Origin of the sequence: Asticcacaulis sp. W401b, from assembly GCF_046503825.1 — a bacterium.
Classification (GTDB): Bacteria; Pseudomonadota; Alphaproteobacteria; order Caulobacterales; family Caulobacteraceae; genus Asticcacaulis.
Genome location: NZ_JBKFEE010000005.1, coordinates 59,923 through 83,407 on the forward strand (window position 1 = coordinate 59,923; position 23,485 = coordinate 83,407).

Sequence of the window (23,485 nt, forward strand, 5' to 3'; positions counted from 1 at the left end):
ATGATGAAACAATCCCAAGCCATAGCCCTTGTGAATGCCCGCCTGATCGACCCGGCCAGCGACTATGACGGCCCCGGCAGCCTGATCCTCACCGAAGGCGTCATTGCTGAGGTTTTGCACACGGCGCACCTGCCGTCGGGCTCCGCCAACATGAAGGTCATCGACTGCGACGGCAAGGTGGTCTGTCCCGGCCTGATCGACCTGCGCGTCAAGACCGGTGAACCGGGGGCCGAGCCCAAGGAGACGCTGAAATCCGCCAGCCGCGCCGCTGCCGCCGGGGGGGTGACGTCGATGGTGGTGCAGCCCGACACCGACCCGGTGATCGACGAGCCGGCCATGGTCGATTTCATCCTGCGCCGCGCCCGCGATATCGAACTGGTGCACGTCTATCCCGCCGGGGCCGCCACGAAGGGCCATAACGGCAAGCAGATGGCCGAAATCGGCCTGATGAGCGAATCCGGCGCCGTCTATTTCACCGATGTCGAACGTCCGATCATCAATTCCAAGGTGCTGGCCCGCGTCCTCTCTTACGCCAACGGCTTCAACGCCCTGATCGCGCACCGTCCCAAGGAGCCATGGCTGTCGGAAGGGGCGGTCGCCACCTCCGGCGAAATGGCGGCACGCATGGGTCTGTCGGGGGTTTCCGCGCTGGCGGAGCGCATCGCGCTGGAACGCGATCTGGCTCTGGTCGAGCTGACCGGGGCGCGCCTGCTGGTCGATCAGATCACCACCGCCGGGGCCATCAAGGCCGTCGCTCAGGCCAAGGCGAAGGGGCTGGATGTCTATGCCTCGGCCTCGATCAACCATCTGGTGTTCAACGAAATCGACATTGGCGATTACCGCACCTTCTACCGCCTCGACCCGCCGCTGCGTTCCGAAGACGATCGTATCGCTCTGGTGGACGCTCTGGCCGACGGCCTGATTGACGTGGTGGTGTCGAACCACACGCCCCTGCCCGCCGAAGACAAGCGCCGCCCCTTCTCCGAGGCCGAACCGGGGGCGATTGGCCTGCAAACCCTGCTGGCGGCCTTGATCGGCCTGCACCATGATCGGGAGATTCCGCTGATCGACCTGCTGCGCACCGTGACGATCAATCCGGCGCAACTGATCGGTCTGGAGGCCGGGCGGCTGTCGCCCGGTGCGCCCGCCGATTTGATTGTGGTCGATATCGACGCCCCCTTTGCCTTGCGCGAAAGCGACATCCTGTCGAAATCGAAGAACTCCCCCTTTGAAAACCGCACATTACAGGGCAAGGTAGATCTGACTCTGGTGGACGGTCGAATCGTCTATCAGGCCTGATACCAAGGGTCATTGAAAATGACACCTGGTATGCCTTTCGAGAATGGCTCATGTCGCTTACACATAGGAGACATTCTCGAGTCTTCAACGGCCGGATGCGGCAGCATCTTCGGCCGTTGGTATGAGTGAAAGCCCTGTAATGCCTCTGCCCGACTGGACCATCTTTGCCCTTGCCGTGATCGGCGGCTACCTGCTGGGGTCGATCCCCTTCGGCGTCGTCACGACGAAGCTGGCCGGTATCGACATCCGCAGCATCGGTTCGGGCAATATCGGTGCGACCAATGTCTTGAGAACAGGCCGTAAGGATCTGGCCCTGATCACCTTTCTGGGCGATACGGGCAAGGGCGCGATGGCGGTCGGTCTGGCCTTCGCCCTGCTGCTCAGCGTTGATCAGGCGACCCGTCAGACGGGTATGGCGCTGGCCGGGGGCGCGGCGTTTTTAGGCCACCTCTTCCCCGTCTGGCTGAAGTTCAAGGGCGGCAAGGGCGTGGCAACCTTCCTCGGCACCCTGTTTGCCGCCGCCTGGCCGATGGGGCTGCTGGCCGCCGGGACGTGGCTTCTGACCGCCTTTATCTTCCGCATTTCGTCGTTGAGCGCGCTGGTGGCCGCCGCCCTGATCGCGCCGCTGGGCCTCCTGACCGATCAGCCGCACGCCTTCGTCGTCATGGCCCTGTTTATGTCGGTGCTGATCTATGTGCGCCACCGCGACAATATCCGCCGCCTGCTCAAGGGTGAGGAACCGAAGATCGGCAAGAAAAAAGACGCCGAACCCGCCGCGGACGCCTGATCCATGAGCGACGGGGGGGAGGATTTTTTCGGACGCTTTCCCGCCTGCACCAGCGACGCGGAACGCTTTGCGCGGCTTAGGCTGGCGCGCACGAACCGTATCGGCCCGGTGCATTTCCACCAACTGATCCTGCGCTTCGGCAGCGCCGTGAAGGCCGTCGAAAACCTGCCCCTGATCGCTAAACGCGCCGGGGGCGGCATCGTCCCCGCCCCCGATGAGGCCGTTGAAGCGGAAATTGAGCGCGGTCGCACCGCCGGGGCGCGGCTGGTGGTGCTGGGTGACGCCGCCTATCCCAAACTTCTGGCCGAAATCCCCGCCGCCCCACCCGTCCTGTGGATGCTGGGCGAACAGACGGCCCTGCCGGAGCGCGCCATCGCCATTGTCGGCGCACGCAACGCCTCGGCTGCGGGTCAGCGCATAGCCCATGCCCTGGCCAGAGAGCTGGGCGAAGCGGGCTTTTTCGTCGTCTCCGGACTGGCGCGCGGCATAGATACGCAGGCCCATACGGGCAGCCTCAAGACCGGGACGGCGGCGGTGCTGGGCGGTGGCGTCGATGACATCTATCCGCCCGACAATACCGACCTTTATCAGGCCATCCGCACATATGGCGTGTTGATTTCCAAAAGCCCGGTGGGGTATCGCGCCCGCGCCGGAGACTTTCCGCGCCGCAACAGGGTCATCAGCGGCCTGACGCGCGGCACGATTGTGGTGGAGGCCGAGCTGAAATCCGGCTCGCTGATCACGGCGCGACTGGCCAGCGAACAGGGGCGAGAGGTGTTTGCCGTGCCCGGTTCGCCGCTCGATCCGCGCTGCCGCGGCACCAATGACCTGATCCGGCAGGGCGCGACCCTGTGCGAAGGAGTGGACGACATCCTGCGCACGCTCGACGCCCAGATGACGCTGTTTGAGCGCCCCGCCCCCGTCGTACCGCTGCACGCCGTCAGTGCGTTTGACGATACGGACCTCGATGAGGCCATCGAGTCCCTGCGTGACCGCCTGCTGAGCCTGATCAGCCCCGTCCCCACCCCGCGCGAAGACCTGCTGCGCCTCAGCGGGGCCCCGGCCCATATTGGTCTGGCGGCCCTGGGAGAGCTGGAAATCGCCGGGCTGATCGTCACGACCTCTGACGGACAGTATATCCGCGCCTGAGTTCCTTACAGGCTATTTACCTTCTGATAGGCCTTGCGCAGGCAGTCGCTCAGCGGCGGGCATTGCGCCCGTTCGGCCAGCACCGACAGCTCTTTCGTCATATCGCGGATATAGCGGATCACCTCGGCCCTGTGTTCGGAGTCGGTGATATAGGCCGGGGTGTCCGGCGGGGAAGCAGGGGTGTCACTCATGCGATTATCTGGGTCTGTTTTTATACCACTTAAGTGAGAACTATATCCATATTTAACCTAAAGTTGCAATCATCAAAATCAACCTCCGTCCGGTTGAATTTCGCCTCTGCGTTGACACGCTGGCCGCACAAGCCCATGTTGGCGGGAATTTTCAGCGACCGCTTATTGCTATTGTCGGTTTTCCTCCTATTAAAGACCTCATGAACCTCGTCATCGTCGAAAGCCCGGCCAAGGCCAAAACCATCAACAAATACCTGGGTAAGGATTATACCGTGCTGGCCTCCTACGGCCACGTGCGCGACCTGCCCTCGAAAGACGGCTCGGTCAAACCGGACGAAGACTTCGCCATGAGCTGGGAGGTGGACGCCAAGGCCTCAAAGCGCCTGAGCGACATCGCCGTTGCCGCGAAGAAGTCGGACCGCGTCATTCTGGCCACCGACCCGGACCGCGAAGGCGAGGCCATTTCGTGGCACGTGCTGGAAGTGCTCAATAAAAAGAAAGTGTTGAAGGAAAAGATCGTCGAGCGCGTCACCTTCAACGCCATCACTAAGGCTTCGGTTCAGGAGGCCATGGCCGCCCCGCGTCAGATCGACATGGAGCTGGTCGAGGCCTATCTGGCGCGTCGGGCGCTTGATTACCTCGTGGGCTTTACCCTGTCGCCGGTGCTGTGGCGCAAGCTGCCGGGCGCGCGTTCGGCCGGCCGTGTGCAGTCGGTGGCGCTCAAGATCATCGTGGACCGCGAGCTTGAGATCGAAAAGTTCAAGTCCGAAGAATACTGGACCGTCGATGCCGAAGTGTCGGCCAATTCGCCGCCGTTTACGGCGCGTCTGAACGTCCTCAATGGCAAGAAGCTCGCCAAGTTCGACCTGAACGACGCCGAAAAGGCCGAAGCCGCGCGCAAGGCCATCTCGCTGTCGAAATTCGCCGTCGAATCGGTCGAACAGAAGCCGGGCAAGCGCACCCCGCCGCCGCCCTTCACCACCTCGACCCTGCAACAGGAAGCGGCGCGTAAATTGGGTTTCTCCGCGCAGCGCACCATGCAGACGGCCCAGAAACTTTACGAAGGCGTCGATATTGGCGGCGAAACGACCGGCCTGATCACCTATATGCGGACCGACGGCGTGTTTATCGACCCGGCGGCCATCGGCGAGATTCGTAAGGCCGTGGGTGAGCGCTTCGGCAGCGCCTATGTGCCGGCCGAACCGCGCCTCTACAAGGTCAAGGCCAAGAACGCGCAGGAGGCCCACGAAGCCATCCGCCCGACCTCCATCTTCCGCCGGCCGGAGACCCTGCGCCTCGAAGGCGATCAGGCGCGCCTGTACGAACTGATCTGGAAGCGCACCATGGCGGCCCAAATGGAGGCCGCCCGCGTTGAAAAGACCACCATTGACCTCCTCAATCAGGACAAGTCGATCGGTCTGCGCGCCACGGGTCAGGTCGTCACCTTCGACGGCTATCTGGCGCTCTACGAAGAGGGCAAGGACGACGAGACGGACGAAGACGGTGGCCGCCTGCCGCAACTGCGCACCGGTACGCTGGTCGATGTGCACGACATCAAGCCGGCGCAGCACTTCACCGAGCCGCCGCCACGCTATTCCGAAGCCTCGCTGGTCAAGCGCATGGAAGAGCTGGGCATTGGTCGCCCCTCGACCTACGCCTCGATCCTCAGCGTGCTGCGCGACCGCGATTACGTGCGCATGGACAAGAACCGCTTTATCCCGGAAGACAAGGGCCGTCTGGTCACCGCCTTCCTCGATCAGTTCTTCTCGCGCTACGTGCAGTACGATTTCACCGCCGACCTCGAAGAAAAGCTCGACCTCGTTTCGGCGGGCGATCTGAACTGGAAGGCGCTGCTGCGCGAATTCTGGCAGGATTTCCACGCCAAGGCGGGGGAAATCAGCGAATTCCGCGTCTCCGAAGTGCTGGACCGCCTCAATGACGCGCTGGGCCCGCACATCTTCCCGGACAAGGGCGACGGCTCCAATCCGCGCGCCTGCCCGACCTGCGGCAAGGGTCAACTGAGCCTGAAAACCTCGCGCTTCGGGGCCTTTGTCGGCTGCTCCAACTACCCGGAATGCAAATATACCCGCCCCGTCGGCAAGCCGGAAAACGCTTCCGACGAGGCTGCCGCCTCCGGTGACCGCGAACTGGGCAACGATCCGGACACCGGTAAGGTGGTGTCGCTGAAGATCGGGCGTTTCGGTCCCTATGTGCAGCTTGGTGAGGCGGAATCCAAGGACGACAAGCCCAAGCGTTCCTCCCTGCCCAAGGCCTGGCCGCCGGCGTCGATTGATCTCGACCGCGCGCTGAAGCTGTTGTCCCTGCCGCGAAAAGTCGGCGACCACCCGGAAGACGGCAAACCGATCACCGCGGCGCTGGGCCGTTTCGGGCCGTTCATCGAGCACGAAAAGACCTATGCCAACCTGCCGAGCTTCGACGACATTTTCGAAGTGGGCCTCAACCGCGCCGTCGTGCTGCTGGCCGAAAAGCGCGCCAATGCCAAGGGCAAGGCCTCATCGGTGGCGCCGCTGAAAGAGCTGGGGGCGCACCCGGAATCGGGCGACGCCATTCAGGTCATGGCCGGTCGCTATGGCCCTTACGTCAAGTGCGGCAAGGTCAACGCCACCATCCCCAAGGACACCGCACCTGAGGACGTGACGCTGGAACAGGCTTTGGCGCTGATTGAGGCCAAGGGCGGCGTGAAGAAGACGGCGGCCAAAAAAGCCCCGGCCAAGAAGGCGGCAGCGGCTAAGAAGCCTGCCGCGAAGAAGGCGGCCACCGCGACCAAGAAGGCTCCGGCGAAAAAGGCCAAGGCGGAGGCTTAACCCCCCCTCCTCCCTGTCGCGCAGCGATGGGGAGGGGGACCGCCAGCGAAGCGCAGCGGTGGAGGGGGATGACTCTGACGGTCCCAACAACGCAAAGCCTTGACGTCACCAAAGAGCATAGGCCAGCGACTGAGATTTTCTGCCGTGTCATCCCCCTCCGTCAGCTTCGCTGACACCTCCTCATGCCTTCGGCACAGGAAGGAGAAATGATAGCCCCTCTCCTCCCTGTCGCGCAGCGATGGGGAGGTAGCGGCGAATGAAATGAGCCGGCGGAGGGGGATGACTCCATCAGTGTACACACCCCGTCGCTACCTTTGCACCTCGAAGATGCGTCACAATTGGCCATTGAGCGTTTGAGCAAGACCTGAGCCATCCCCCTCCGCTTCGCTACGCTCAGCACCTCCCCATGCCTTCGGCACAGGGAGGAGAAGTGACGGCGCAAGAAAACGTCGCCTCGCGCCGCCAAACCCTTTACAATGCGACTCATGAAAACACCCTCTACGCCCCGGCCAGCTTCCGGCCTGCCGGATGACGACACCCTCCTCGAAGTCTTGAAGTCCGCCCGAGAGCTGGATGTCGGCGCCCTGGCCAAGCAGTTCGGTCTTAAGGGCGAAGGTCGCCGCGCCCTGCGCCAAAGGCTCAAGCAACTGGCCAACTCCGGCAAACTGAACAAGAGCGGGCGCAAGTCGTTCGGGGCCGTCGGCGCCCTGCCCGAAACCGGCGTCGCCGAAGTCGTTGAGCGCGACATAGACGGCGACCTGTGGGTCAAGTGGGGCAAGTCTGATGACCCCAAGCTGAAGCACAAGCCGCCTTTGGCCCGCCTCGTCCCGCTGAAAAAAGCCAGCGCCCAGACACCCCCGACCGTCGGTGACCGCATCTATGTGCGCTTTGAGCAGACCTCTGAGGAGTGGATCGCCCACCTCGTCAAGGTGCTGGATCAGGGCGCACCCAAGCTGGTCGGCGTCGTGCGTATCGGTAAGGCGCGCAAGGGCCCGCGCGACATCCGCCTCGAAAGCGTCGATCGCAAGTCGAAAGACAGCTACACCCTCGTCGCCGGGGCCATCGACGCCCTCGAAGACGGCGATGTGGTGATCGCCGCACCGCAAGGCGGCAACCACCGCTATGGCCCCAAGCCCGCCAAACTCATTGAGGTGATCGGCAAGGAAGACTCCCCGCGCATCGCCTCGATCATGGCCATCCATGCCCACGGGCTGAAGGTCGGCTTTGACTCATCGACCGAAGCCGAGGCCGAGGCCGCGCAGGCCCCCAACCTCAAAGGGCGCGAGGACCTGCGCCACCTGCCGCTGATCACCATTGACCCGCAGGACGCCCGCGACCACGACGACGCCGTCTATGCCCATGCCGATGATGACGCCAACAATCCCGGCGGCTACGTCGTGTGGGTGGCCATTGCTGACGTGGCCCACTACGTCAAATCAGGCTCGTCGCTGGACCGCGATGCCCGCGAAAAGGGCAATTCGACCTATTTCCCCGACCGCGTGGAGCCCATGCTGCCGCACGTGCTGTCGTCGGGCCTGTGCTCGCTTCAGGAAGGCGAGAACCGCGCCACCCTGGCCGTGCGCATGGTCTTCAATGCCGAGGGCAAGAAGATCGACCATCAGTTTGTGCGCGGCCTGATGCGCTCTGCCGCCAAGCTGTCCTATGAGCAGGCGCAGGCGGCCATCGACGGCACGCCCGACGACAAGACGCAGCCGATCCTCGACACGCTCCTGAAGCCCCTGTGGACCGCGCACGCCTGCCTGAGCCGTGGCCGGCGCGAGCGTCAGCCTCTGGCCATCAACTCGCCTGAGCGCAAGGTGCAGCTCGATTCCGAGGGCAATGTGGTGGCCATCGCCGCCCGCGTCAGCCTTGAGGCGCATCAGCTCATCGAAGAGATGATGATTCAGGCCAATGTCTGCGCCGCCGAGACGCTGGAAAAGCACAGGACGCCGCTGATCTACCGCGTGCACGAACAGCCCAGCCTCGAAAAGGTCGGCAATCTGGCCGATTTTCTGGCCACGATTGGCCTGCCGTGGAACAAGGGCGAGCCGCCGCGCACCGAGCGCTTCAATCAGTTGCTGAACAGCCAGAAGGACGGGCCACACGCCGAAATCATCAATGAGGTGGTTTTGCGCACCCAGATGCAGGCCCATTACAGCGCCGAGAATTTCGGCCACTTCGGCCTCAATCTCGACCGCTACGCTCACTTCACCTCGCCGATCCGCCGCTATGCCGACCTGATCGTGCACCGCGCCCTGATCCGCGCGCTCAAGCTGGGGGATGATGGTCTGACCGACTATGAGGTCAAGACCATGGCCGATACGGCCGAGCACATCACCGCCACCGAGCGGCGCTCGATGCAGGCCGAACGCGAGGCCATAGAGCGCTATGTGGCGGCCTTCCTTGAGGACAAGGTGGGCGCAACGTTCGAAGGCCGCATCGTCGGCGTCACGCGCTTTGGCCTGTTCGTCAAGCTGAACGAAACGGGGGCCGACGGCATCATCCCGGCCTCCTCCTTTGTGGATGACTACTATATTCACGATGACACGGCCCACGCGCTGGTGGGGGAGCGCCATCACCGCCGCTGGACGCTGGGGCGCAAGATCGAGGTGCAGTTGCTGGAAGCCATGCCGATGACCGGCGGGCTGGTCTTCAAGGCCCAGTCCGAGCCCGAAGCCCCCGACCCCAGCGCCCCGCGACCGCGTCTGGGCGTGCGCTCGCGCGTCGATACGGCGCTGCGCCGCAAAGGAGCTGGCGGGCCGAAGGGCGGGCCCAAATCGGGCAAAGCGCGCCAGAAGGGCATTACCGAAAAATCGAAGACCAAGAAGGGTAAGCGGCGCTGATCGCGCCTGTTAAAAGTAAATGAAGACCAAGGCCATATTGGCCATTGACTTCCGCGCGTGGATGCGTATTTTCCGCGCTCCTGAATATTTGTGCGGCCTGGAGATTCCGTTGGTCGCGATCCGTTTGTTAAGGTTCCGCCATGGCTAAGCCCGCCTCCATCAAGATCCGCCTGAACTCGACGGCGGACACCGGCTTCTTCTACGTCACCAAGAAGAACGCCCGCACCAAGACCGAAAAGCTCGTGCTGAAGAAGTACGACCCGGTCGTGCGCAAGCACGTCGAATTCCGCGAAGGTAAGATCAAGTAAGATCGTTTCCGCATCGGAAATTAAAAAACCGCGTTCGGTCATCCGGGCGCGGTTTTTGTTTGCCCCAATAGCACCTCCCCTGCCCTCGGTAACACCGACACGCTCTGCGCAGACAAAAAAACGGCGGCAGGTTACCCTGCCACCGCTTCTTTTGCCTAACAGATGGTAAGCCTTAGAACTCGTACTTCAGGCCTAGACGCACGTATCGCGGGGTCTGATAGCTCGATGGCATGGCGTATGTTTCACGGTATTCACCCACACCAGTGTATTCCCCGTCTTCGTGGAACTGGTCCGCGCCCTTGGCGTTGAACACGTTAAACACATCAGCCGTCAACTTTACCGTACCGATCGGTATGGGTTGTTCCCAAGTGAGGTTGAGATCAAGGCGTTTAATCCAATCGCCATCGAAGGAGGAACCACGAGGCGTCAGCTTGCTATCACAGTACCAGGCAGTCAATGTCGTATCTACAGCGCGACCATCAGACGGTGTCGGATAGTATCCAATGCAGCCATACTTACGCGGGGACAAGATGGAGGCATTGAAGCCACCACGCAGATTATCATTAAACTGATAAGTACCGAATGCCTTAAGATTGTAACCATGGTGGTTAGGCAGGAAACCAAATGAACCGTCAGTCCAACCCACTTCATCGAAATCTTGCGTAAGGCCAGTATCGTCCTGACCATTGTCGGATTTCACGCCACCTTCAATGTTGCCTTTAGTGCTGGAGAGGGTCAACGACCCCCCCAGAGACCACTTTCCGTCCCACGGACGCTCAAAATCAAAGGTAACCCCTTGATAATTCCGCTTCGCTTCTGGATAGCCGAGAACATCAGCAGGAATAGTTACAGTTCTGCCGCCCCACGTAGTGCCAAAGTCAGAACCAAGTGTAATTACGGCATCTTTACCTGGATTCAGCAAAACGTATCCCGAGCCACCGAATGTACCGTTATTGCAAGATGTCGCATCAATACCTAGGTAAGAGCATACGTCATTATTTACATAGTACAAATTGACGTCTTCCATGGCCGCGCCAAGCTTACGGTACGTAAAGGTGACGCCAGCTTTCCAACCATTTTCGAAGCGCTTTTGAACGCCGACGATGAACTCATCCTGATACTGCGGGTCGATGTTTTGAGAGACGAGAGTCGAAGCCTCAGGAATACTGCCGTTCGAGAAAGTGGCTTCGCTGATCAACGTTCCCAGTGTTGGGACCAACGTGTTTGCATCACGCGTGGTCCATGTGTAAACCTTTTGTGTGAACAGTTCGCCGCCAGCCAGTCGAATATTCGTATTACCAGCAATAGGCAGGTAATACCGCCCGAAGAAGGCAGTCATCTTCATCGACTTGTCACCGTAAACGTCATAGGACAAGCCGACACGCGGAGCGATTAGATAATCAGTCTCGATGAAGGCATCACCCGCCGCGTTTTTGTTTGTGAACTTGTCAGCGCGCAAACCGAGGTTAAGAGCCAAACGATCGTTTATTTCCCAGCTATCCTGCGCGTAGAACGAGGTATTTTCGACATCAAAGCCACCGCTGTTCGAGTATTCACGCAGGCGAACGCATTGCGCCGAGCCTGCACCACCGCAAATGGCGCTCCCGGCGTTGTAATAACGGTAGTAACCGCCGCCGGAATACCGTGAAATTACATTCGCAGTAAGTTGTTCTAAATCGTAACCAACCTTCAGGTGATGCTTGCCCAACAAATTGAAATAGAAGTCACCGTCAACGCGGAAGTTTTCGCGGTTATCGTCACCTTCTTCAACCAGAATAGCAGGGTTACCGCGCACGACTGCCCCATCCAAGAACACGGCGTTTGCGTCGTCAAGGAATGACTTAATCGTCTGGTTATATGACGATTTTCCGTAAAGCATAGACAAAGTAAACCAATCGGTAAATTTACCCGTATACTTGTAAACTTGTGTCTTGCCCCCGGTCGAGTTGTTGACAAGCTTATCTACCGGATCACCCGCGTCAAAATGGTGTGTAGCTTCGGTTTGATCGTCACTGAAATAAGTTACTTCAAGACGATGATTAGGATTTAGCACAAAGTCGAGCTTCCCGCCCCAGAACGGATCTTTCTGTTCTGCCTCTTCAACATAGTTTGTCGACCCATCACCGTAAGAGGCTCTGGAAGATTGCGAGAAGTCGCGTGGATTGTAAAAAGCGAAGAAGTAAACATGATCCTTAACGATCGGACCCGAAAGCCAAACGTTAGCTTCCTTCTGCTCTATCCCGGTCCGGCCTTGGAAGTATGTGTGCAAATCGCTATCGGCATCATTGAGGTCGGAGGCGACCACTTGCGACTTTGATGCCAGCGAATCGGGAGTGTAGTACAGCGAAACGCCGCCCTTGAACGTGTTGGAGCCTGAACGGGTGGTAGCAATGAAAGCGCCGCCGGTAGAACGACCATACTCCGCCGAATACCCACCCGTCTTGACTTCAATCTGCTCATAGAAATCGAACGGGATGGTCGTGCCGCCCAGGAAATTGCGGAAGTTGGTAACATTCATACCGTTAACGTAGTAGATGTTTTCCGCGGGGGATGCGCCAGAGATTGACGGCGGACCGAAAACATCATTGATCGTGATGCCTGGCACGAGATCGGCCAACGCTTCGATGGAGCGCCCGACAGGGATACGCTCAGCCACTGTTTGCACGTCAAGCACCGAACCTGTGGTGGTGCGGTCGAAGTCTAGATTTCTACGGGCCTTCCCACGGACGACTACAGTTTCAACTGAGGAACCACCAGCGGTGAACTCATAATTTGAAACAGCGCCAAGTGTAACTAAAACAGTCTCCTCCGCCTTGGCACCAGAAGCCGTGGTGATAGAAACGGTGTAACGACCGAGCGGGATCTGAGACATTTTGAAGGTGCCGTCGACACCGGTCTTTGCTGTCGTGGTGTAACCGTTCGATTCGCCTGTGATGACAACCGTGGCACCAGCGGCTGCCTTACCTTCTTCAGATTTAACAGTGCCTGCCAGGGTACCAGACGTAAGGTCCTGGGCCACAGCAACGGTCGGTACGACCGAGGTGATTGCCGTGAGCGCCACCGCCGACAGCAGCGCACCGCACAGCGTCGTCGAGACCATCAGGCCTGATCGCTTCGATTTGTTGATCACTCTAGTTCTCCGGATTTAGGGCCTTGCAGAGAGTTCAAGACCCACTGTTATGCAGCCGTGCCCGGCTGTTGGGCCAATTTAGGCACCCGCGTCATAATTCCGTCAATCGTGCGTCATGAAAGATTAAATTACGGCTGCAACCTGTTTCAATTAAGTCACACCAGAAACTGAAGGGCGTGAATACGGGGTAACAACTTCCCAAAGCAGGCGCAAAATCGGCAAAAAAATAAAAATATTTAATTTTTTCAAGTTGTTAAAAGAGATGTGTCGCGCCGACGCAGGCACGTCGCCTTATGTTTAAAGGCTGAAACTTCACAAATATCTGGAAGACTTCAAATTTTTTCAGATAAAAGGCAGCATTTATCCCCACAAAAGCGCAGCTCATAAGGGCTATTCTCCCATCATGTAAAAACGCAATCTCGTTTCTTTGGGAACTTTTTTTGAGAATCCAACGCTCTTTATGTTGCATCGCAGCGTGAATGTGGCACGCTATTGTGATCATTGGTGCCCCACATAAATCAGTGTTATATTCGGGTGTTACGCTTGAGGCTTAGCGTTCGGCGCTGATACGCACGGCGTACCCGGTGACCGGTTCGGGGGTGCAACTGGCCACGCTTAATTGCGCCGCAAACAGGATCAGCCAGCCCGTCGCCACATAAAGGGCGCGTTTTGAAACAAAAAGGCCAAAACGGGACAGCATGACGGGCTCCTCTCGACAGATGGAGAGGGTAAAGCAAGTCTTAAGCCGCCCTGTTAAGCCGTCCTGTGTGGCATAAAATCTATGATTTGAGGCGCGCGATCAGCGCGGTGACGCGCTGGCAATTACCGCCCAGATCGACGGCCTCCTCGCGGCTGACCGAACGGATATCGGTCTTGTCCGGATCGAGTCGCACCACAATGTCAGATTTGTTGCCCCACCACGGGTCTTCCCAGGTGGCTTCGACGCGCCAGTCGGATTTGCCAAAGACCACATAGCCCTGCTCTCTGAGGATGCGGGCCACCGCTTCGGCGTCTTTTGGATGGCCCGTGACAGAGGACGCTAGCGGGCAGGTCTGGGCATTGATGGCCGCCAGCGACTGCCCTGCCCATTCATAGGCGACGTTGCGTCCGACATAGGGGGCGTCTTCCACCACGTGCGCCGCCGGGCCACGCGCCTCGATCAGCTTGGTCGAGAAGGTGACCGGGCGTTCCCAGTCGGTCGCCACCTCGTGAATCGGCGGACTCGACTTCAACCTCAGTTCATAGGCGTAATAGCCGGCCAGCACCGATCCCGACACCAGTACCGCGCCCAGGGCCCACGGTCCGTAGGTCTTTGGCGCCTTGAACAACGAGATCAGCAGTGACAGGGCCGACAAGATCATGGCCACGGTGGCCATCTTTGGCACATAGTTCAGGGCGATGGTGTTGAAGCCCAGATCGTAGCTGATATAGCCCGTGCGCGTGGCCAGCATGGCCGTAAGGTAGGTCAAGGGCGCAAACAGGCTGAGGACAAAGGCGATCGGCGCAAAGCCAAAGCCCTTCTTGCCCGCCCGCCCGGTGTCCACTGCGGTTTCGCCGTCAAAATGCTTCATCTCGTCAGACACTTTGTCCCAGCCCTATACTCTTACTTGCCCCGGCCCGACCCTCTGACAATCACAAGGCCGCGTCACCGGTGTACCTGTTGTTGCGCGAACAATACGCAGGGAAGGTGTCAAAAATGCACCCGTTCACGCGATATTTACCCTGATCCCACTCATGGGTTCGGCGTCAAGGTCCAGATTGTGGTGTCCAGTTGAGGATCGGTCTGCGCCCCGGCAATGTCCGGCGTGGCGTCCGACACATCATTGCGCCTTTGCAGGACACGCCTCAGACGCTCATCCGCCGAGACGTCCATCCACAAAGCCCGGAAGGCGACGCCCTGCGTTTCCGCCAAAGCCTTCGCTTCGCGCGCGCGGTCCTGATTGCGGAAGGTAGCATCAAGTATCACCGACTGCCCGCTCTGCACCGCCGTGCGCGCCAGATCGAACATGTGCGTGTACACCCGCGCATTCTCTTCCGGCGTATAGGCTTCTTTCGGCAGGGTCTCGAACTCCGGGCAGGCCCACAGGCGCTTGCGCATCTCGTCCGAGCGCAGCACCAAGGCACCGGGGGCGCGCCCCGTCTGCGGCGCGATGTGGCGCGAATGGGTGCTCTTGCCCGACCCGGACAGACCGCCCACGGCCAGAAGTTCGGCCGGCTTCATCTCCAGGAAGGCCTGAGCCGCTTGAAGATACATTTTCGCCTTTTCCATGGCGTAGTTGGGCGTGCCGCCATAGTTGGCATTGACGTGGCAGCGCACCCCGGCGCGCACCGACATATAGAGCGGCAGCAGTTTCAGCCCGGCATAGACGCTGTGGATGTCGTCCTCCAGCCGCGCGGCCTTTTCGACATAGATGTTGAGCGCCGTATTGGCGGCGGCGTCATGCCCCCTCACCCACAGGTCCATCAGCAGGAAGGCGAGGTCATAGAGCACGTCGATCTGGCTCAGCCGCTCATTGAACTCGATGCAGTCGAACAGCACCGGCCTGTCGTTCTCGATCAATATATTGCCGAGGTGCAGATCGCCGTGGCAATGACGCACATAGCCTTCGGAAAAGCGGCGTTTCACATCCCCGACCAGTTCCGCATAGGCGGCCTGAATGGCGCGGTCATAGGCATCGACCGCCTCGGCCCCCAGTTCGTCGCGGAAGACCTCGATATTCTTCTTGTTCGAGTCGATCACGTATTTGACGTTAAATTCGTGTTCGGCGTCGCGGCAGATTTCCGAGCCGGCGTGGAACTGCGCCACGATCTGCCCCAGGTCGTGCATCAGGTCGAGGTCGGGCGTCCAGTCCGCGCGCGACTGGCTCTGTTCGGCCAGCACTCCGGCCGTATCAAAGCGGCGCATGACCAGCACGCTTTCCCCTTTGATCTCCTCGACCCCCAGATAGATGTCGGCGGCCATGCGCTGATTGTAGCGCAGTTCGCGCAACAGGGCCTTGCGACGTTTTTCGACCGAGGTGAAGTCAAGGAAGCCGTAATCGACGCTCTTTTTCACCTTATAGGCGCGCTTGCCCTTCAGGATCACCACGGCGCAGGAGGTGGTGATAATGTCGTCCGCCCCTTCGGACAGGTGCGCAATAAGGGCGTCAGGCAACACATCAGGCGAAAAGGGGGCGGTCATGCAGGATACTCAGGATACGGGGAAACCCCGTCTGTCTGGACTCAGTGCGCCCTTTCGTCAAGCCATGACGCGGTGGTTGGTATAGACAGTTCGGATGATGTTTACTGACTCGCTGCGCCCACCCGCACACGCCAAAGCCCTGATCTTCGATTGCGACGGGACGCTGGCCGACACCTTCGCCGCGCATTACCGGGCCTTTCGGGCGGCGTTAGCGCCGTTTGGTATCGACTTTCGCGCTGACTTTTACGCCGCGCGGCTGGGCTGGTCGCGCAAAGCCCTGCTGGAAGCGGTGGCGCAGGAGACCGGCGTGACCTTCGATGCCGAGGCCGTCGCGGCGCGCAATGCACCCCTGTTTCTTGACCATATCGACGCCGTGCGGGCGATTCCCGCCACCGAGGCGCTGGTCAGGGCCTATTATGGCAAGCTAAAACTGGGGGTTTGTTCCGGCGGGCAAAAGGGGATTGTTGAGGCGACCCTGAAAGCCATCGGACTTTATGAGCGCTTTGACGCCGTGGTAGCGTTTGAAGATACGGGCGTCGGTAAACCGGCCCCTGACCTTTATCTTGAGGCCTGCCGCCGCCTCGGCGTCGCGCCGTCCGAGGCCCATGCCTATGAAGACAGTAACGAAGGGATAGAGGCGGCCCATGCGGCGGGCCTCAGCGTGTCGGACGTGCGGCCCTACTATTCCCCTGATCCATCAAGGTGGTGAGAGGAAATAAGGTGTAGCCACGGTTAGACACGGATGCTGGCCGCCAGCGCGGCAGGCCTCAGACTGACGCTCTGACATTATTGAGAACCACAGATTTCACAGATTTCACAGATTGGCGCTGCGCGCCTCTAGACTCCCCCCATAGGGTAATCTGAGACTCAAAATCTGTGTAATCTGTGGTTCTAAGAAAGCGCCTGAACGGCCTCCAGGTTTCGCATTTTTACGGATAGAGCTTCGACTTCACCCACCCGTCGCCGGCGCGTTCGAACTTGAGGCGGTCGTGCAGGCGGAACGGCTTGTCGCGCCAGAACTCCATCTCCGTCGGCACTATGCGGAACCCCGTCCAGTGCGGCGGACGCGGCACGGCCCCGATGCCGAATTTCAGCCCATATTCGGCGACGCGCTTTTCCAGCGCGAAGCGACTTTCCAGCGGCCGCGACTGCTCCGACGCCCAGGCCCCGATCTGCGAATTGCGGGCGCGTGAGGCGAAATATTCATCCGCCTCCGCGTCGCTAACGATTTCGATCGTGCCACGGATACGCACCTGACGGCGCAGCGATTTCCAGTGGAACAGCAGCGCCGCCTTGCGCGCCCCCAGTATCTGACGGCCCTTGGCGCTTTGGGTATTGGTATAAAAAACAAAGCCCTGCCGGTCGAAATCCTTGAGCAGAACCATGCGCGCATCCGGCATCCCATCGGCGTCCACCGTGGCCACCGTCATGGCGTTGGGGTCGTTCGGTTCCTTGGCCCGCGCATCCATCAACCATTGACCGAACAGGTCGAACGGCTCGGCGCCGTCGATATCGGCCTCATTGGCCGCATGGGCGTCGGCATAGTCAGGGCTGGGCGGGATCAGATCAGAACGGGACATCGTTATTTCTCCACACACCGCATCGCCAGACATCGGCGCGCGATTTAAGCTTTACGCCGAAAGGGCCCGGTCGGTTTGATGGCTGTGCACATCGGTCATTAACCCGCTGTTGACCATAGGCGGGCACAGTGCGTCAACACCTCCCTTGTCTGTCCCTTCAGAATGAACCGAACCTCAGCCCTCAGCGTCCTTGGTCTTAGCGAACCGGTCAGCGGCCACGACGTGCAGGCGGCCTTTCGCCGACTGGCCAAACGCGCGCATCCGGACCTGAACGGCTCAGAGGCCCCACTGCGACGGTTAATTCTGGCGCGCGACCTCCTGATGCGTCAGATCAGGAATGGGCCGGACCTGTCGGAAATCATAGAGGAACTGTCGGATACGGCTGAGCCCCTGCGCCTTAGTCCTGAGGTGGCCGTCCAGGGCGGCCCCGTCGTCACCGATGTGCCCTTGCCGCTGGAGCTGATCCACGACGCCGGGCCCGGCCGCAGCCTGATGCACCGTAAATCGCTGCGCATGACGCTGCCCCCCGGTCTGCGTGATGGCGAGCGGCTGCGGCTGAAAGCCACACGCCCCGGCGGCACCGAATACGTCTTCCGCATCGAGATCGAACGCCGCGATGAGTTGCACGTTGAGGGCCATGACCTGTGCCTGAGCGTGCCGGTCGATGCCCGGCGTCTGCGGCTGGGCGGACAGGTGCGCGTCGAGACACCGCACGGCCCGCAGACGGTCGATCTGAGCGACGCCGTCGATAACCGCCTGACGCTCAAAGGCTTGGGCCTGCCTGCCACGCGGCGTTATCCGGCGGGCGACCTGCATCTGCGTTTTGAGGCCTTTGAGACGCCTCTGCGCCCGGCGTCAGACCTGCTGGCCGAATTTCATCGCAAGTGGGCCTGAGACTTCAACACGATTGAGTTGCGCGCCCCGCAGAAGTGCCGTATGGCCACGGCACAAAAAAGGCTAGAGCGTATTTCGTTCAAGTTGAAGCGAAATTACGCTCTGATTTTAGGCTTAACGCGCTTTTGTATCCGAAAAGTGCGTCCCACTTTTCGGAAAGCGCTGGGTCCATGTCGCACAACAGCTTCGGTCATCTTTTCCGCGTTACCACCTGGGGCGAAAGCCACGGACCGGCGCTCGGCTGCGTGATCGACGGCTGCCCGCCGGGGATCGCGTTGTCCGAGGCCGATCTGCAAGGCGCGCTTGACCGCCGCAAGCCGGGCGGCTCGCGCTTTGTCACCCAACGCCGCGAAGCCGACGAAGCGAAGATTTTGTCGGGGGTGTTTGAGGGCAAAACGACCGGCACGCCGATTTCCGTGCTGATTGAAAACACCGATCAGCGCTCGAAGGACTACGGTGAAATCGCGCGTCAGTTCCGGCCGGGCCACGCCGACTACACCTATTTTGCCAAGTACGGTATCCGCGACTATCGCGGCGGAGGTCGCTCCAGCGCGCGTGAAACCGCGGCGCGCGTCGCCGCCGGGGCCGTGGCGCTGAAGGTTCTGAAAACCCTGATCGGACCGCAGATCACGGTGCGCGCCGCCCTCGTGCAACTGGGGGTCCACCCCATCGACCGCGCGCATTGGGACTGGGCGCAGGTCGATCAGAACCCGTTGTTTTCTCCGGACGCCAGCACGCTGGCGCAATTTGAAGACTATCTCGACGGCATCCGCAAGGCGGGCTCCTCCATCGGCGCGGTGGTCGAGGTGCAGGCCGAAGGCGTGCCCGCCGGCTGGGGCGCGCCCATCTATGGCAAGCTGGATTCGGACCTTGCGGCCAATCTGATGTCGATTAACGCCGTCAAGGGTGTTGAAATCGGCGAAGGCTTCAATGCCGCCACCCTCTCCGGCGAACAGAATGCCGATGAAATGCGCATGGGACCGGACGGTATCGCATTCCTGTCGAACCACGCGGGCGGCATATTGGGCGGCATTTCGACGGGTCAGACGATTGTGGCGCGGCTGGCGCTCAAGCCGACCTCGTCCATCCTGACCGAGCGTCAGTCGATCGACATTGACGGCAAGGACGTCGATATCCGCACCAAGGGCCGCCACGACCCCTGCGTTGGTATCCGCGCCGTGCCGGTGGCCGAGGCCATGATGAGCTGCACCCTGCTGGACGCCTATCTGCGCCATCGCGGCCAGACGGGCGGCGCGGCCTTTGTGCCGGGGCAGCTTTTAGGCTAAGCTCAATCATCGAATGGGGGGGATCGAAAATGTGGAACCGGATAGCGCTGTTCGCGGCATATATATGCATGTCCGCAGGAACAGCCCTTGCGCAAACATCCAATGCAAAAGAACAAAGTCTTGAGGCCATCTGCGCGGCCACCCAGTGCCGCGCGGGTGGGCTTGAGATCGTGCTGCGCCTCAACAAGGACAGCTACACACCCATTCCCGTCGGCAAATCGCCGTTTATCATGGAAGACGGCGCACTGCTGATCTATCCGGGCGAAACCTTTGCCATTCAATATGATGTGGTGGACCGCAAGCCCACAGCCCCGCGCTGGCAAAAGAGCTATGCACCTCAATATCCGATGAAGATTTTGCGTTCGGATAAGGTCGTGGACAATGCGGCGGATCAGGCTTTACCACCCATAGTAAAAGATAATAACAAGGCGCTCATTCCGCCCAATTCGGTTCTGCTGTCCTATGGCCAATTGGCCGGTCAGACGGATATGATGCTGCGCGTTGAAAGTACCCTACCGGGTATAGTCAAATTCGATGCCGTCATGGCGCTGGTGGCAAAGGGCGGCGGTTATACCTTCAAACCCACCTCGACCTGCCCGGTTGCCAATCGTTTATTGTTCGAACACTGGCCTTATCCGATTGGCCCGATTATTCTGAAAAACATACGCTTTCTGCCAAAAGATGCTGATCTGACGTGTAAATAGTCCCTGAGCACGAGCTTTCGCCATGACACCTTTGGACCGTGCTGGTCTTTTGCCCGACGCGCACAGGGTGCCGGACCTGTTGCGGCCGGGGCTGAAACTGGTGTTTTGCGGCACGGCGCTGGGGCGGGTGTCGGCGCAGAAGCGGGCCTATTATGCCCATCCGGGAAATTTTTTCTGGCGCACCCTGCATAAGGTGGATCTGACGTCCGAACGGCTGACGCCGACGGAGTATCCGCGCCTGCTCAACTATGGGATCGGGCTGACGGACCTGTGCAAGGCGCACTATGGCAATGATGTGGACCTGCCCGCAGAGGCGTGGGACGCCGAGGCCTTAAAGGCCAAGATCGCGGCATATGCGCCGCAACATCTGGCCTTTACTTCCAAAACGGCGGCCAGCGTCTTTCTGGGGCGACCGACGGGGCTGATCGCGCTGGGGCGGCAGGTGGAAACGGCGGGAGAGACGTCGCTGTGGGTGCTGCCGTCGCCATCGGGTCAGGCGCGACGCTTCTGGGATGAGGGCGCGTGGCGCGACCTGGCGCGGGCCGTTACCGCTTCCCCAGAGCCTTCCTGAGCTTGAATTGCAGCTTGATCAGCGGTTCCGCCGCTGAGCGATGCAGACGCTTGACGTCGATAAAGGTCACACCGCCGTGCCCGGACAGGGTGTGGAAGCCGTCGCCATAGCCTTCCAGCAGGCCCTCGCCCGTCAGACGCGCCACCGGCCCGGCGCAGAAGCGTTCCGGCGTCAGGGTGTCGATGCGCAGCAGGTTGATCGCCGCGCCATAGGTCGCCACGCAATCCTGCATGGGCAGGTGCAGCCTGCCGTCGCGGACAAAGGGCGTGCCGCCGGGGCGTGAGGTGTCGAGACCCGCCCGCACCGGATTGGCGGCGTGTGGCTGCCACGGCCCCAGCAGATTATCGGCATAGGCGACGTGCAGTTCGCGCATGGCCCGCCGCTCGGCCCCCGGCAGGGCGTAGAACATCCACCACCGCCCGTCGTGCTTGACCACGGTGGCGTCAATGGCGGGCACCTCCAGAAGGGCCTTGACCGGCACCCAGCGGTCGGGGAAGCGCTCGCAGCGATAGAGGGTCAAAACGCCGCTCTTATGCGCTTCGGGCAGCATATAGAGTTCACCCGCTTCCTCGATCAGGAAGGGATAGGACAAGTGAAAGGGCGTGATCAGGGCCGGGCCCGAACCGATCAGCTTATACTCATTATCATATTGAAAATAATGAATTTCGCCGCGCTTGACGCGATAATCCCAGGTCTCGGCAAAGACGGTCAGGCCTTCCGCGCGCTGAAGACCGAAGGGGTCGGCAACGAAGCGGAATGATCCCTGCGGCGGCAGCCAGATGACCTCATCCGCACGCGGCGGCGTTTGCGCCACATCGTCTATCGGGCGCGGCACAAATCCCGCCTGCCACAGTTCGATCACGCCAAAGCCTCGACCGTGCGGCGCAGACGGCGGCGACCGGCATCAAAACCAAAGGACTCAATGGCATAGGCCTGCGCTTCGCGGGCGCGACGCAGCCACTGCGTGCCGTTATCCAGGACACCGCCCAGGGCCTGCGCCAGAGCGGCGGTGTTTTCTTTGGGGAACAGGGCCCCGAACTGACCGCCGCGCAGCACTTCGCGCGGGCCTTCGGTGTCCGACGCCACCACCGGCACCCCGGCCGCCAGCGCTTCGATGACGACCAGACCAAACGATTCCTCACGCGACGGCACGACAAACAGATCGACGCCGTGCAGGAAGGTCAGCGGGTCTTCGGCCCAGCCACAGAAACGTACATGGTCCTCAAGGCGCAACTGGCGCGTCAGGGCCTCCAACGACGCGCGCTCCGGACCATCACCCGCGATGCGCAGCTCAAAGCGCTGACCGGCGGCGCGCAGTTCAACGCAGGCTTCGAGCAGCAGGTCAAAGCCCTTGATCGAATGCAAACGCCCCATGGCCCCGATCACCGGCACGGCATTGGGTTTTGATTTCACCGGCAGGGCGCGCAGGTGCGAGAAGTTGGCCACATCGAACAGGCGCAGGTCAGGAAAGCGCGACTCGGCGCCTTCGCGCACGCGACCACTGACGCACAGGGCGGCGGAGACGTCTTTCAGATGCGGCTTGTAGGACGGGGTGTGCAGCACCTGCACCGTGCGCTGGCGCGTGCCGATGAAAGGCAGCATACAGGCGCGGCCGGCGCGGTTACCGTGCGCAATGACCAGATCGGGGCGGAAGCTGTGGGCATAGCCCGCCAGACGCAAGGCACAGATCGGGTCAGAAATGAAACGGTTATTGAGCGGGCGAAAACCCGGCACGTCAGACAACATGCCGTCCGGATGGCCGATGCTGAGCACATCGTACCCTTCCGCCGTCAGGGCATCGTGGTAGTGACACGCCATCAGCCCGTCTCCCCCCTTTGCCTTCGTCAGCATGATGTTCAGCAAACGCATGTCACTGGTCCCGCTCAGAGGAAAAACCGGAAGAAAATCCGGACGTCGCAGACTCACGACGCCCGGTTCAGGTTTAAGATGGAGACCCCGGCATCCACTGTCCCCCGCAGGACGAATGGTCACCTTCCGGAGGAGCCTCCTGTAGCGATGACACCGACGGACACGATTACCCTCATGCCGTTTCGAAAAATTTTTATGATTTTTTTACTTTGACCTCCCGTGATCGGGCATAAAGGCTTGTCCGGGAAGGGAAATCGCCCTTATATTCATATCCCGATCACGCCTCAGAGAGCCGATGCCCCCCACCGCGCGCCTGTCGGAAACCTATTTCGCCAAACGCGACGTGCTTCTGCGCTACCTGACGCGGCTGTGCGGCGATGAGGCGAGCGCCGAGGACGTGCTTCAGGACCTCTATCTGCGCCTGATGCGCGGCGGCATAGACGCTGAGATTGAGGAGCCTCTGGCCTTTCTCTTCCGCATGGCCAACAATCTGTGGCTCAACCGTCGCCGCACCCTGACGCGGCGCGACGCCCGCGAAGAGGCGTGGCAGACGCTCAACCCGCAAATGACCGGCGAAGCCGACGCCGCCCCGGATGCCGAGGCCGTGGTCGGCGGACGGCAGGCCCTGCGCGCCGTTTTGAACGATATCGACGCCCTGCCCCCCAAAACGCGTGACATTTTCCGGCTGCATAAGCTGGAGGGCCTCAGCCAGACCGAGGTGGCGCGGCGGCTCGATATTTCGATCAGTTCTGTCGAAAAACACCTCAGCAGCGCCCTGAAACACCTTCTGGCGCTCAACCGAAGTCGGCGGCTGAATTAATTTTCCGCACTGCGAAGGAAATTTTACGGGTAACGACGTATCAGGGTG

The 23,485-nt window shown here is 60.6% G+C and carries 20 protein-coding genes; 12 read left to right on the plus strand and 8 right to left on the minus strand.

The window, feature by feature from the left end; genetic code table 11:
- The first annotated feature begins 3 nt into the window (after positions 1 to 3).
- From pyrC to dprA, 3 genes are all read left to right on the plus strand, one after another.
- Positions 4 to 1,299 carry a dihydroorotase gene (gene pyrC / locus ACK8OE_RS12250; RefSeq protein ID WP_410272915.1) on the plus strand — a complete coding sequence of 432 codons (1,296 nt, stop codon included), beginning with the start codon at positions 4 to 6 and terminating at the stop codon, positions 1,297 to 1,299.
- Positions 1,300 to 1,438: 139 nt separating this feature from the next.
- On the plus strand, positions 1,439 to 2,086 hold the full coding sequence (gene plsY, locus ACK8OE_RS12255; protein ID WP_126423464.1) for a glycerol-3-phosphate 1-O-acyltransferase PlsY: 648 nt from the start codon (positions 1,439 to 1,441) through the stop codon (positions 2,084 to 2,086).
- 3 nt (positions 2,087 to 2,089) lie between these two features.
- On the plus strand, positions 2,090 to 3,235 hold the full coding sequence (gene dprA / locus ACK8OE_RS12260) for a DNA-processing protein DprA (protein WP_410272745.1): 1,146 nt from the start codon (positions 2,090 to 2,092) through the stop codon (positions 3,233 to 3,235).
- Between the two features lie 5 nt (positions 3,236 to 3,240).
- Here the strand turns inward: dprA and ACK8OE_RS12265 are convergent, their stop codons facing one another.
- Positions 3,241 to 3,426 (minus strand): hypothetical protein, encoded by a 186-nt coding sequence (locus ACK8OE_RS12265; RefSeq protein WP_410272746.1) that lies wholly within the window; start codon positions 3,424 to 3,426, stop codon positions 3,241 to 3,243.
- A gap of 200 nt (positions 3,427 to 3,626) precedes the next feature.
- On the opposite strand from ACK8OE_RS12265, the gene topA reads away from it, so the two are divergent.
- From topA to rpmG, 3 genes are all read left to right on the plus strand, one after another.
- A complete protein-coding gene (topA, locus tag ACK8OE_RS12270; RefSeq protein ID WP_410272747.1) occupies positions 3,627 to 6,251 on the plus strand; it encodes a type I DNA topoisomerase in 2,625 nt (874 codons plus the stop codon).
- A gap of 485 nt (positions 6,252 to 6,736) precedes the next feature.
- Entirely contained in the window at positions 6,737 to 9,094 is a 2,358-nt protein-coding gene (rnr, locus tag ACK8OE_RS12275) for a ribonuclease R (RefSeq protein ID WP_410272748.1), read from the plus strand.
- 140 nt (positions 9,095 to 9,234) lie between these two features.
- Positions 9,235 to 9,402 carry a 50S ribosomal protein L33 gene (gene rpmG, locus ACK8OE_RS12280; RefSeq protein WP_013480935.1) on the plus strand — a complete coding sequence of 56 codons (168 nt, stop codon included), beginning with the start codon at positions 9,235 to 9,237 and terminating at the stop codon, positions 9,400 to 9,402.
- 172 nt (positions 9,403 to 9,574) lie between these two features.
- Here the strand turns inward: rpmG and ACK8OE_RS12285 are convergent, their stop codons facing one another.
- The 4 genes from ACK8OE_RS12285 to ACK8OE_RS12300 all read right to left on the minus strand — a co-directional run bounded on the left by ACK8OE_RS12285 (position 9,575) and on the right by ACK8OE_RS12300 (position 15,713).
- Positions 9,575 to 12,532 (minus strand): TonB-dependent receptor domain-containing protein, encoded by a 2,958-nt coding sequence (locus ACK8OE_RS12285; RefSeq protein ID WP_410272749.1) that lies wholly within the window; start codon positions 12,530 to 12,532, stop codon positions 9,575 to 9,577.
- A 550-nt stretch (positions 12,533 to 13,082) separates the two neighbouring features.
- On the minus strand, positions 13,083 to 13,232 hold the full coding sequence (locus tag ACK8OE_RS12290) for a hypothetical protein (RefSeq protein ID WP_290793508.1): 150 nt from the start codon (positions 13,230 to 13,232) through the stop codon (positions 13,083 to 13,085).
- A 79-nt stretch (positions 13,233 to 13,311) separates the two neighbouring features.
- Entirely contained in the window at positions 13,312 to 14,103 is a 792-nt protein-coding gene (locus tag ACK8OE_RS12295; protein WP_410272750.1) for a DUF1499 domain-containing protein, read from the minus strand.
- Positions 14,104 to 14,264: 161 nt separating this feature from the next.
- Positions 14,265 to 15,713, minus strand: coding sequence for an AAA family ATPase (locus ACK8OE_RS12300; RefSeq protein ID WP_410272751.1), 1,449 nt, complete (start codon positions 15,711 to 15,713; stop codon positions 14,265 to 14,267).
- A 94-nt stretch (positions 15,714 to 15,807) separates the two neighbouring features.
- Here ACK8OE_RS12300 and ACK8OE_RS12305 point away from each other — a divergent pair, with 94 nt between their 5' ends.
- Positions 15,808 to 16,422 (plus strand): HAD family hydrolase, encoded by a 615-nt coding sequence (locus ACK8OE_RS12305; RefSeq protein ID WP_410272752.1) that lies wholly within the window; start codon positions 15,808 to 15,810, stop codon positions 16,420 to 16,422.
- 220 nt (positions 16,423 to 16,642) lie between these two features.
- Here ACK8OE_RS12305 and pdxH read toward each other — a convergent pair whose 3' ends face one another.
- Positions 16,643 to 17,293: a pyridoxamine 5'-phosphate oxidase gene (gene pdxH, locus ACK8OE_RS12310; RefSeq protein WP_410272753.1), complete on the minus strand. Its 651-nt coding sequence runs from the start codon at positions 17,291 to 17,293 to the stop codon at positions 16,643 to 16,645.
- 162 nt (positions 17,294 to 17,455) lie between these two features.
- Here pdxH and ACK8OE_RS12315 point away from each other — a divergent pair, with 162 nt between their 5' ends.
- The 4 genes from ACK8OE_RS12315 to ACK8OE_RS12330 all read left to right on the plus strand — a co-directional run bounded on the left by ACK8OE_RS12315 (position 17,456) and on the right by ACK8OE_RS12330 (position 20,748).
- Positions 17,456 to 18,187, plus strand: a complete 732-nt coding sequence (locus tag ACK8OE_RS12315) for a DnaJ C-terminal domain-containing protein (RefSeq protein WP_410272754.1) — start codon at positions 17,456 to 17,458, stop codon at positions 18,185 to 18,187.
- Between the two features lie 170 nt (positions 18,188 to 18,357).
- Entirely contained in the window at positions 18,358 to 19,473 is a 1,116-nt protein-coding gene (aroC, locus tag ACK8OE_RS12320) for a chorismate synthase (protein ID WP_410272755.1), read from the plus strand.
- A 29-nt stretch (positions 19,474 to 19,502) separates the two neighbouring features.
- Positions 19,503 to 20,177, plus strand: coding sequence for a hypothetical protein (locus ACK8OE_RS12325; RefSeq protein WP_410272756.1), 675 nt, complete (start codon positions 19,503 to 19,505; stop codon positions 20,175 to 20,177).
- Between the two features lie 22 nt (positions 20,178 to 20,199).
- Entirely contained in the window at positions 20,200 to 20,748 is a 549-nt protein-coding gene (locus tag ACK8OE_RS12330; protein WP_410272757.1) for a mismatch-specific DNA-glycosylase, read from the plus strand.
- On the opposite strand, the gene ACK8OE_RS12335 is transcribed toward ACK8OE_RS12330, so the two are convergent.
- Positions 20,723 to 21,610, minus strand: a complete 888-nt coding sequence (locus tag ACK8OE_RS12335) for a hypothetical protein (protein WP_290793534.1) — start codon at positions 21,608 to 21,610, stop codon at positions 20,723 to 20,725. The genes ACK8OE_RS12330 and ACK8OE_RS12335 overlap by 26 nt on opposite strands.
- On the minus strand, positions 21,607 to 22,617 hold the full coding sequence (locus ACK8OE_RS12340; protein WP_410272758.1) for a glycosyltransferase: 1,011 nt from the start codon (positions 22,615 to 22,617) through the stop codon (positions 21,607 to 21,609). The genes ACK8OE_RS12335 and ACK8OE_RS12340 overlap by 4 nt, the downstream gene beginning before the upstream one ends.
- A 295-nt stretch (positions 22,618 to 22,912) precedes the next feature.
- On the opposite strand from ACK8OE_RS12340, the gene ACK8OE_RS12345 reads away from it, so the two are divergent.
- Positions 22,913 to 23,437, plus strand: a complete 525-nt coding sequence (locus ACK8OE_RS12345) for an RNA polymerase sigma factor (protein ID WP_410272759.1) — start codon at positions 22,913 to 22,915, stop codon at positions 23,435 to 23,437.
- Positions 23,438 to 23,485: the final 48 nt, after the last annotated feature.

Bases quoted from the DNA above. Each gene is read 5' to 3' on its own strand.
- ACK8OE_RS12290 (WP_290793508.1), bottom strand. From the start codon at position 13,232: ATGCTGTCCCGTTTTGGCCTTTTTGTTTCAAAACGCGCCCTTTATGTG.
- dprA (WP_410272745.1), top strand. From the start codon at position 2,090: ATGAGCGACGGGGGGGAGGATTTTTTCGGACGCTTTCCCGCCTGCACC.
- ACK8OE_RS12265 (WP_410272746.1), bottom strand. From the start codon at position 3,426: ATGAGTGACACCCCTGCTTCCCCGCCGGACACCCCGGCCTATATCACC.
- ACK8OE_RS12315 (WP_410272754.1), top strand. From the start codon at position 17,456: ATGAACCGAACCTCAGCCCTCAGCGTCCTTGGTCTTAGCGAACCGGTC.
- ACK8OE_RS12325 (WP_410272756.1), top strand. From the start codon at position 19,503: ATGTGGAACCGGATAGCGCTGTTCGCGGCATATATATGCATGTCCGCA.
- ACK8OE_RS12295 (WP_410272750.1), bottom strand. From the start codon at position 14,103: ATGAAGCATTTTGACGGCGAAACCGCAGTGGACACCGGGCGGGCGGGC.
- ACK8OE_RS12340 (WP_410272758.1), bottom strand. From the start codon at position 22,617: ATGCGTTTGCTGAACATCATGCTGACGAAGGCAAAGGGGGGAGACGGG.
- ACK8OE_RS12345 (WP_410272759.1), top strand. From the start codon at position 22,913: ATGCCCCCCACCGCGCGCCTGTCGGAAACCTATTTCGCCAAACGCGAC.
- pdxH (WP_410272753.1), bottom strand. From the start codon at position 17,293: ATGTCCCGTTCTGATCTGATCCCGCCCAGCCCTGACTATGCCGACGCC.
- aroC (WP_410272755.1), top strand. From the start codon at position 18,358: ATGTCGCACAACAGCTTCGGTCATCTTTTCCGCGTTACCACCTGGGGC.
- topA (WP_410272747.1), top strand. From the start codon at position 3,627: ATGAACCTCGTCATCGTCGAAAGCCCGGCCAAGGCCAAAACCATCAAC.
- ACK8OE_RS12300 (WP_410272751.1), bottom strand. From the start codon at position 15,713: ATGACCGCCCCCTTTTCGCCTGATGTGTTGCCTGACGCCCTTATTGCG.
- ACK8OE_RS12305 (WP_410272752.1), top strand. From the start codon at position 15,808: ATGATGTTTACTGACTCGCTGCGCCCACCCGCACACGCCAAAGCCCTG.
- plsY (WP_126423464.1), top strand. From the start codon at position 1,439: ATGCCTCTGCCCGACTGGACCATCTTTGCCCTTGCCGTGATCGGCGGC.
- ACK8OE_RS12330 (WP_410272757.1), top strand. From the start codon at position 20,200: ATGACACCTTTGGACCGTGCTGGTCTTTTGCCCGACGCGCACAGGGTG.
- pyrC (WP_410272915.1), top strand. From the start codon at position 4: ATGAAACAATCCCAAGCCATAGCCCTTGTGAATGCCCGCCTGATCGAC.
- rnr (WP_410272748.1), top strand. From the start codon at position 6,737: ATGAAAACACCCTCTACGCCCCGGCCAGCTTCCGGCCTGCCGGATGAC.
- rpmG (WP_013480935.1), top strand. From the start codon at position 9,235: ATGGCTAAGCCCGCCTCCATCAAGATCCGCCTGAACTCGACGGCGGAC.